Origin of the sequence: Micromonospora sp. NPDC005203, assembly GCF_042872705.1 — a bacterium.
GTDB lineage: Bacteria > Actinomycetota > Actinomycetes > Mycobacteriales > Micromonosporaceae > Micromonospora.
In genome coordinates, this window is sequence record NZ_JBIAKV010000028.1 from 19,589 (window position 1) to 28,397 (window position 8,809).

Annotated in this window: 7 protein-coding genes; 6 read left to right on the forward strand and 1 reads right to left on the reverse strand. The window is 71.5% G+C overall.

The genetic code is table 11. The features are described 5' to 3' along the window. Window positions 1-84: 84 nt before the first annotated feature. A complete protein-coding gene (locus ACFYPM_RS31830; protein WP_387205010.1) occupies window positions 85-2,346 on the reverse strand; it encodes a catalase in 2,262 nt (753 codons plus the stop codon). A 185-nt stretch (window positions 2,347-2,531) separates the two neighbouring features. Between ACFYPM_RS31830 and ACFYPM_RS31835 the strand changes: the two genes are divergently transcribed. From ACFYPM_RS31835 to ACFYPM_RS31860, 6 genes are all read left to right on the forward strand, one after another. Further along, the gene (locus ACFYPM_RS31835; RefSeq protein ID WP_387205013.1) at window positions 2,532-3,422 is read left to right on the forward strand and encodes an alpha/beta hydrolase family protein; all 891 of its coding nucleotides are present in this window, start codon (window positions 2,532-2,534) and stop codon (window positions 3,420-3,422) included. Window positions 3,423-3,558: 136 nt separating this feature from the next. Continuing rightward, the gene (locus ACFYPM_RS31840) at window positions 3,559-4,344 is read left to right on the forward strand and encodes an ABC transporter ATP-binding protein (RefSeq protein ID WP_387205016.1); all 786 of its coding nucleotides are present in this window, start codon (window positions 3,559-3,561) and stop codon (window positions 4,342-4,344) included. 58 nt (window positions 4,345-4,402) lie between these two features. Next, the gene (locus ACFYPM_RS31845; protein ID WP_387205019.1) at window positions 4,403-5,173 is read left to right on the forward strand and encodes an ABC transporter ATP-binding protein; all 771 of its coding nucleotides are present in this window, start codon (window positions 4,403-4,405) and stop codon (window positions 5,171-5,173) included. A 30-nt stretch (window positions 5,174-5,203) separates the two neighbouring features. Continuing rightward, the gene (locus ACFYPM_RS31850) at window positions 5,204-6,082 is read left to right on the forward strand and encodes a branched-chain amino acid ABC transporter permease (RefSeq protein WP_387205022.1); all 879 of its coding nucleotides are present in this window, start codon (window positions 5,204-5,206) and stop codon (window positions 6,080-6,082) included. Further along, window positions 6,079-7,176 (forward strand): branched-chain amino acid ABC transporter permease, encoded by a 1,098-nt coding sequence (locus ACFYPM_RS31855; RefSeq protein WP_387205025.1) that lies wholly within the window; start codon window positions 6,079-6,081, stop codon window positions 7,174-7,176. The genes ACFYPM_RS31850 and ACFYPM_RS31855 overlap by 4 nt, the downstream gene beginning before the upstream one ends. A gap of 84 nt (window positions 7,177-7,260) precedes the next feature. After that, window positions 7,261-8,547, forward strand: a complete 1,287-nt coding sequence (locus tag ACFYPM_RS31860) for an ABC transporter substrate-binding protein (RefSeq protein ID WP_387205028.1) — start codon at window positions 7,261-7,263, stop codon at window positions 8,545-8,547. Window positions 8,548-8,809 lie beyond the last annotated feature (262 nt).

An 8,809-nucleotide genomic window follows, 5' to 3' on the forward strand; every position in this document is an offset into this window, starting at 1 on the left:
CAGCCTGATCACCGGCGAGGGCTGTCCTCCCGTACTGCGGAGGACAGCCCTCGCCGCTGATCGGTCAGGCGACTCGGTGACGGGTCAGGCGACCGAGGCCGGGAACCGTTCCCACACCCGGTGTGCGGCCATCAACTGCTGCACCGCCCTCAGGGCCTCGGCGCCGGAGCCCGCCGCCACGATGCCGGGGGTGCCGGCCACCCCGGCCTGCTCCAGCACGGTGACGCCGGCGCCCCAGGCGCCGATCGCCTTGGCGTGCCGCCAGCACTCCTCGACGAGCAGCAGCACGCGCGGATCGACGGCGGCCGGACCCGGCCTGCCCGCCTTGTCGTCGCGGGCCGGGACGGCGTCCGGTGCGGGCGCCGGCGCTCCGGCCAGCAGGACCACGTCGAACTCGACGGACCGGCCGGTGGCGAAGGTGCGCTGCACCGGCATGCTGCCCACCGTGCCGCCGTGCGGGGCGATCAGCAGCGGCACCATGCCGGCCGCGAACACGGCCTGTCGGACCTCGTCGACGTCGTCCAGGTCGCCGTCGGGGTCGACGATGATGCCGACGGTACGACCGTCACTCGGCCACTCCCGGCCGACCTGCGACAGCGCCGGGCTGGGCGTGACGTCGGCGAGCGGCACCGTCGGCTGCGGGGCGGGCAGGCCCAGCCCGGTGGCGACCTGTTCGCAGAGCACCGGGTCGATGTTGGCGAGGCACTGGAGCTGGCGCTCCTTGATCGCCTGGTGGTAGCACTTGCCCAACTCGAAGGTGTAGGCCCGGATGATGTGCTCCTTCTCGACCGGCGACATGCTCGACCAGAAGAGGCGTACCTGGCTGTAGTGGTCGTCGAACGAGGTCGGGTTGGCGCGTACCTTCGGCGCCTGCGCCACCGTGACCGGCACGTCGACGAACGCGTGCTCGGCGTCCCCGGCGGGGAACGGGTTGCCGCCGTCGAGCGAGTTCGGCCGGTACGGGGCGACGCCCGCGTGCACGGCGTGCTGGTGGAAGCCGTCGCGCAGCATGTCGTTGACGGCCGTGTGTGGGCGGTTGATCGGGATCTGCGTGAAGTTGGGGCCGCCCAGCCGGGTGAGCTGCGTGTCGACGTACGAGAAGAGCCGGCCCTGCAACAGCGGGTCGTTCGTCACGTCGATGCCCGGCGGCAGGTGGCCCAGGTGGAAGGCGACCTGCTCGGTCTCGGCGAAGAAGTTCGTCGGCGTCCGGTTGAGCACCAGCCGCCCGATGGGCTGCACCTCGGCCAGCTCCTCCGGCACGATCTTCGTCGGGTCCAGCAGGTCGATGTCGGCGAAGGTCTCCTCGGGAGTGTCCGGGAAGACCTGGATGCCCAGCTCCCACTCGGGGTACGCGCCGGCCTCGATGGCGTCGTAGAGGTCGCGGCGGTGGAAGTCCGGGTCCATGCCACCGAGCAGCTGTGCCTCCTCCCAGGTCAGGGAGTGCACACCCAGCTTCGGCTTCCAGTGGAACTTCGCCAGCACCGTCTCCCCGGCCTCGTTGACGAGGCGGAAGGTGTGCACACCGAAGCCCTCCATCGTCCGGTACGACCGCGGGATGCCCCGGTCGGACATGTTCCAGATGGTGTGGTGCTGCGCCTCGGTGTGCAGCGAGACGAAGTCCCAGAAGGTGTCGTGGGCGCTCTGCGCCTGCGGGATCTCCCGGTCCGGGTGCGGCTTGCCGGCGTGGATGATGTCCGGAAACTTGATCGCGTCCTGGATGAAGAACACCGGCATGTTGTTGCCGACCAGGTCGAAGGTGCCCTCGTCGGTGTAGAACTTGGTCGCGAAGCCGCGGGTGTCGCGGACCGTGTCGGCCGAGCCCCGCGAGCCGAGCACGGTGGAGAAGCGCACGAAGACGTCGGTCTCGCGCCCCTTCTTGAGGAAGCCGGCCCGGGTGACCGCCTCGGCGGTGCCGTACGCGGTGAACACGCCGTGCGCGCCGGCGCCCCGGGCGTGCACCACGCGCTCCGGGATGCGCTCGTGATCGAAGTGCGTGATCTTCTCGCGTAGGTGGTGGTCCTGCAGGAGCACCGGGCCGCGCGGGCCGGCCTTGAGCGAGTGGTCCGTGTCGCGCAGCCGCGCCCCGTTCGCGGTCGTGAGGTAGGCGCCCTGCTGACCGTTCGCGGTCGTCGGCGCGCCGGTCTGTGCGCCGGTCGGCGTGCGCGTCTGCGGTGCCCCCTGTTCCGGCTTCGGTGGCAGCGGGTCGCGCGGCGTCGTCGGCTCCTCGATGCTCGGTGGCGCGCTACCCGGCGCGCCGGGGACATCCGGGGTCAGGGCGTCGGCGATCTTATCGGAGGCCGTCTTCACAGCGTTCTTGACCGCCTTGGCGGGCTTGCTTGTTTCCACGTGACGAACCCCTCCATGGAGCGTGTGCGGGCAGGCGAGTGCCCTGCTACCCCTGGTCAGAGGGTCGAAACACGACTGATCCCGGCAACCTGCGTCGGAACTGGTGATTTCGCCGATGCGCGGACCGGCGGACCGTCCAAAACTGATGCATGTCGATATCCCTCAAACCCTAGGGAGTGCCCGACGTGCCCTCACCAACCACCACCCGTCCCCGTTCCGTCGCAGCCCGGCTCGCGGTGGCCGCCGTCCTGGTCGCCGGCGGCGTCCTCTCCGGCCCGACCGGTGCCGCGCAGGCCGCCGGCCCGTACGAGCGCGGCCCGGCACCGACCACCGCGATCCTGGAGGCCAGTCGCGGCCCCTTCGCCACGGCGTCGCAGAGCGTGTCGTCACTGAGTGTCACCGGCTTCGGCGGCGGCGTCATCTACTACCCGACCAGCACCAGCGAGGGCACCTTCGGCGCCATCGCCATCTCGCCCGGTTACACCGCGGCCTGGTCCAGCATCAGTTGGCTCGGGCCGCGGCTCGCCTCGCACGGTTTCGTGGTGATCGGCATCGAGACCAACAGTCGGCTGGACCAGCCGGCGAGTCGGGGCCGACAACTGCTCGCCGCGCTGGACTACCTGACCGAGCGCAGCTCGGTGCGTACCCGGATCGACAGCAGCCGGCTCGCGGTGGCCGGCCACTCCATGGGTGGCGGTGGCACCCTGGAGGCGGCCTCGTCGCGGCCGTCGTTGCAGGCCGCGGTGCCGCTCGCACCGTGGAACACCGACAAGAGCTGGTCCGAGCTGCGGGTGCCCACGTTGATCATCGGTGGCGAGAGCGACACCGTCGCGCCCGTCTCGTCGCACTCGGTGCCGTTCTACAACAGCATCCCGGCCTCCGCCGAGAAGGCGTACCTGGAGCTGAACGGGGCGAGCCACTTCTTCCCGCAGACGACGAACACGCCGACCGCCCGGCAGATGGTGGCCTGGTTGAAGCGGTTCGTCGACGACGACACCCGCTACGAGCAGTTCCTCTGCCCCGGGCCGAGCGGATCGCAGATCGAGGAGTATCGCAACACCTGTCCCAGTTCCTGAGCGTGGTCGCGGGGCGGTCGCCGGTGGCGGCCGCCCCTTCGGCGTGCACGTGGGGCCATTGAAGGTCTTGACGCGATACCCGAGAAACGTACACTGCGAGTGTAAATAAACACCCGCCACGACAGAGGGATGGGTGATGGAGCGCGGCCTCGAACTGCACCACATCGGCGTCCGTTTCGGCGGCCTCACCGCCCTCGACGACGTCTCCCTGCGGGTGCCGCCCAACCGGGTGGTGGGCGTGATCGGGCCCAACGGCGCCGGCAAGACCACGCTGTTCAACGTGATCTGCGGGTTCGTCGCGCCGGAGACCGGCTCGCTCACCCTGGACGGTCGACCGCTGCGGCCACGTCCGCACCGGCTGACCCGGCTCGGCATCGCCCGGACCCTGCAGGGGACCGGCCTCTTCGCCGGTCTGAGCGTGCTGGAGAACGTGATGACCGGCGCCTCCCACACCGCCCGTGCGGGCTTCGTCCCGGCCCTGTTCGGGCTGCCGGCCAGCGACCGCGACGAGCGCCGGCTCCGTCAGCACGCCCTGGCCATCCTCGACGACCTGGGGATCGCCGGGCACGCCGAGGCCGCACCCACCACCCTGCCCTTCGCCGTACGACAGCGGGTCGCCCTGGCCCGCGCGCTCGCCGCGCGGCCCCGGCTGCTGCTGCTCGACGAGCCCGCCGGTGGCCTCGGCGCCGACGACATCGCCGAGCTGGCCGAACTGGTCCGGCACCTGCCCCGGCGCGACGACGACCCCTGTGCGGTGCTGCTGGTCGAGCACCACATGGACCTGGTGATGGCGGTCTGCGACGAGCTCGTGGTGCTCGACTTCGGCCGGGTCATCGCCGCCGGCACCCCGGACGAGATCCGCGACGACCCGGCGGTCACCGACGCCTACCTCGGCGCCACCGTCGAGGAGGTCTCGCCGTGAGCGCAAGGAGTGCGCCGGGTTTGCGAGCCCCGCAGTCGCGAACGAAAGGTGGCACTGCATGACCGCGAGGAGTGCGCCGGGTCTGCGAGCTCCGCAGTCGAGCGCGGGCGGCACGCCCGATCTGCTCGTGGTGCGGGGGCTGGTCGCCGGTTACGGCGCCGCGCCCGTGTTGCGGGCCATCGACCTCACCGTCCCGGCCGGCACCATCGCCGCGGTCGTCGGCGCCAACGGTGCCGGCAAGACCACCCTGCTGCGCGCCCTCTCCGGCATGATCCGCCCGACCGCCGGCCAGGTGCTCCTCGCCGGGGAGGACCTGCGCGGCACGCCGGTGGAGCAGCTCGTCCGGCGCGGCATGGCGCACGTGCCGGAGGGACGGGGCGTGATCAGTGAGCTGACCGTCGACGAGAACCTGCGGCTCGGCGGGTTGTGGCGGCGCGACCGGGCCGACGCGGCGCGTGCCCTCGACGAGGTCTACGAACTCTTCGAGCCGCTGGCCCGACGCCGCCGGCACCTCGGCCACCAGCTCTCCGGCGGTGAGCGGCAGATGCTCGCGCTCGGCCGGGCACTTGTCGGCCGACCTCGCCTGCTGCTGCTCGACGAGCCGTCGCTCGGCCTGGCGCCACGGGTGGTCGCCCGGATCATGGCCCTGCTGCGCCAGCTACGTGACCGTACCGGCCTGACCGTCCTGCTGGTCGAGCAGAACGTGCGCAGCGCGCTCGCCGTCGCCGACCAGGGCGTCGTGATGTCCCTCGGTCAGGTGGTGATCGCCGCCCCGGCGGCGAAGCTGCGTGACGACGTCGACCTGCGCCACGCGTACCTCGGATTCTGACCACCACCTCGTCCCCCGGAGGGAGGACTGTTGGACCGCTTCGTCTTCCTCACCATCGACGGCCTGTCCCGGGGCGCGGTGTACGCCGCGTTCGCGCTGGCCCTGGTGCTCATCTGGCGGGCGGCGCGGGTCGTCAACTTCGCCCAGGGGGCGATGGCCGTCGCCGCCGCGTACGTCGCCTACACGGTCAGCGCCGCGACCGGCTCCTACTGGCTGGGCTTCGTGGTCGCGATCGTCGCCGGCCTGCTGCTCGGTGCCCTTGTGGACCGCGTGGTGATGCGGCACGTCGACCACGCCTCGCCGCTCAACCCCGTGATCGTCGCGCTCGGGCTGGTGCTGTTGATCCAGGCCGTGCTGGGCATGGTGTACGGCAACGAGTTCCGTCCCGCCGAGGCACCGTTCAGTCGGTCCGCGCTCACCGTCGGCGGGGTGGCCGTGCTGTCACCGTACGACCTGTTCGTCTTCGCCACGATCGCGGTGGCCGTCAGCGGCCTGGCCTGGATGTTCGCCCGTACCCCGGTCGGGCTGCGGATGCGCGCGGCGGCCTTCGCCCCCGAGGTGTCCCGGCTGCTCGGGGTCAACGTCGGTGGGATGCTGACCCTCGGCTGGGCGCTCGCCTCCGGGGTGGGCGCGCTGGCCGCCATGCTGGTCCTGCCGACCGAGCTGGGCCTGCACCCGCACGCGATGGACCTGGTGTTCGTCTCGGCGTTCACCGCGGCCGTGGTCGGTGGGCTGGACAGCCCACCGGGGGCGGTGGTCGGCGGCCTGGTCGTGGGTCTGCTGCTCTCCTACGTGAGCGGATACGCCGGGAGTGACCTGACGCCGCTCGCGGTGCTGGTCCTGCTGTTGGCGGTGCTGCTGGTCCGGCCCGGTGGGCTGTTCGCCCCGGTCACGGCGAGGCGGGTGTGAGCGCCACGAGGGCGGCAGTGCCGCCGATTCAGCAGACCGCCGAGGCGCAACGACCCGTCGACCGGCGACGCGGCTCGACCCTGCTGCGTCACCTCGCGATCGTGCTCGTCGTCGGGCTCCTGCTGGTCGGGGTCAGCTACGCCGTCGAGCCGTTCCGCAACTTCCAGCTCGCCACCGTGGCCGCGTACCTCTGCGCGACCGCCGGGCTGACCGTCCTCACCGGACTCAACGGTCAACTGTCGCTCGGGCACGGCGCGTTGATGGCCACCGGGGCGTACACCGTGGCGCTGTGCCAGAACGCGTTCGCCGACCGGGGGATGACCGGCGGCTGGCTGCTGCCGCTCTCGCTGGGCGCGGCGATCGTCAGCACGGTCGCGGTCGGCGCGGTGGTCGGCGTGGCGGCGGCCCGGCTGCGCGGCCCCTACCTGGCCGGGGTGACCCTCGCGGTGGCCGTCGTCGTGCCGGCGCTGGCCGTCACCTTCGACGGCGTCTTCAACGGCGAGCAGGGGCTGTCGGTGCCGGTGGAGCCGCCGCCGCTGTCGCTCGGCCCGTACTTCCCCTACGAGCGGTGGCAGCTCTGGCTCACCGGCGCGGCGACCCTGCTGGCGTTGCTGCTGCTGGCCAACCTGATCCGTAGCCGGTACGGGCGCACCTTCCGGGCGGTTCGGGACGACGAGGTGGCGGCCCGACTGGCCGGCATCCACGTGGCCCGGACCCAGGTCCTCGCGTTCGTGGTCAGTGCCGCCACCGCCGGGCTCGGCGGGGCGCTGCTGGCGGTGCTCGCGCAGAGCGTCTCGCCTGGGGCGTTCTCGCTGACCCTGTCGCTGTTCCTGCTGATGGCCGTCGTGATCGGTGGTCTCGGCCGCCTCAGCGGCGCGCTGTGGGGGGCCGTCCTGCTGGTCGCCCTGCCCGACCTCACCCACTCCGCGACCGAGTTGCTCACGCTCTCGCCCGCGGTGGCGCAGCGGCTGGAGGGAAACCTGCCGCTGGCGATCTTCGGCCTCACCCTGATCGTCGTCATGATCGCCGCACCCGGTGGCATCCAGGGACTGTTGTCCCGTCTTGGTCGGCGTCTGCGGACCCGGCGTTCCTGAGCTGCTCCGTGCCCGGCCCCGGCCGGGCGTTCCACCACCCACACCGTTCCCCACAAACCGGACCGAGAAAGGTCGGTGTTCTCCATGCACCGTTTGGCACAACGTGGTCTCGCGATCGCCAGCACCATCGCCCTGTTGGCCGCCGCCGCTGGTTGCAGCGGTGACGACGGCTCCGGTCCCGGCGGGGCATCGGTGCCGGGCGTCACCGACACCGAGGTCGTCGTCGGCACCCACATGCCGCTCACCGGGCCGGCTTCGGCCGGCTACTCGAAGATCGCCCCGGCGACGAAGGCGTACTTCGACTATGTCAACGCCAACGGCGGCGTGCACGGTCGGAAGATCACCTACAAGATCATGGACGACGGCTACAACCCGGCGAACACCCAGCAGGTGGTACGCCAGCTCGTCCTGCAGGACAAGGTCTTCGCCGTCCTCAACGGTCTCGGCACGCCGACGCACACCGGGGTGCTCGACTTCCTGAAGAGCAACCGGGTGCCGGACCTCTTCGTCGCCTCCGGCAGCCGCAGCTGGGACCAGCCGGACAAGTATCCGGGCACGTTCGGGTTCAACCCGGACTACACGGTCGAGGGCAAGATCCTCGCCAACTACGCCAAGGCGAACCTGGCCGGCCAGAAGGTCTGCTTCCTCGGCCAGGACGACGACTTCGGCCGCGACAGCCTGGCCGGTGTGGAGAAGGTGCTCGGCGCAGGTGCCGTGGCGGTCAAGCAGACCTACGTCACCAGCAACACCAACGTGGCGCCGCAGATCGGCGCGTTCAAGGCGGCCGGGTGCAAGGTCGTCGTGCTCGCCACCGTGCCCGGCTTCACCGCGCTCTCCGTCGGCACCGCCGCACGGCTGGGCTTCAAGGCGCAGTGGCTGGTCTCCAACGTCGGCGCCGACTACCCGACCCTGGCCAAGCAGCTCGGCGCCGCCGCCCCGATCCTGGAGGGTATGGTGGGCACCAACTACCTGCCGATGCAGAACGACACCGCGAACCCGTGGATCCAGCTCTTCACGAAGATCAACAAGGAGCACAACGGGGACGCGCCGTTCGACGGCAACACCGTCTACGGCATGTCGGTCGGCTACCTCTTCGTGCAGACGCTTCTCGCCGCCGGCAAGGACCTCACCCGGGAGAAGGTGCTGGAGGCCGTGCAGAAGGGCGGCTTCCAGGGTCCCGGGCTGGCGCCGCTGCGCTTCTCCGCGAAGGACCACTCCGGGTACGGCGGTCAGCGGCTGAGTCGGGTGACCGGGGGAGTGCAGAGCTACTTCGGCCCGGCGTACGAGACCGACGAGGCGGACGGGCCGGTCAACGAGTACACGGCCACCCCGGTTACGCCACCGGCGAACGGGGTGCCCACGGCCTCCTGAGCGCCGCCGGGCCTCGCCTTCCTGCTCCGCGACCGTGCACGTTCGGTCCCGGCGCACGGGGCATCTCACCCATCCCGGCAACCGAAAAACCGCGAGATCGGAGCGATCCTCCAGCTAGGAGCGTCCGGCCGGGGGGGGGGGGCCGGGGGCCCCCCCCCCCCCCCCCCGGGGGGGGCGCCGCCGGGGGGGCCCCCCCCCCGCAGCCCCCCCCCAACCCCCCCCCCAAAATAAAAAAAGTATATAAAATAAGGGGCCGGGTGGG

Bases quoted from the DNA above. Each gene is read 5' to 3' on its own strand.
- ACFYPM_RS31840 (WP_387205016.1), top strand. From the start codon at position 3,559: ATGGAGCGCGGCCTCGAACTGCACCACATCGGCGTCCGTTTCGGCGGC.
- ACFYPM_RS31845 (WP_387205019.1), top strand. From the start codon at position 4,403: ATGACCGCGAGGAGTGCGCCGGGTCTGCGAGCTCCGCAGTCGAGCGCG.
- ACFYPM_RS31860 (WP_387205028.1), top strand. From the start codon at position 7,261: ATGCACCGTTTGGCACAACGTGGTCTCGCGATCGCCAGCACCATCGCC.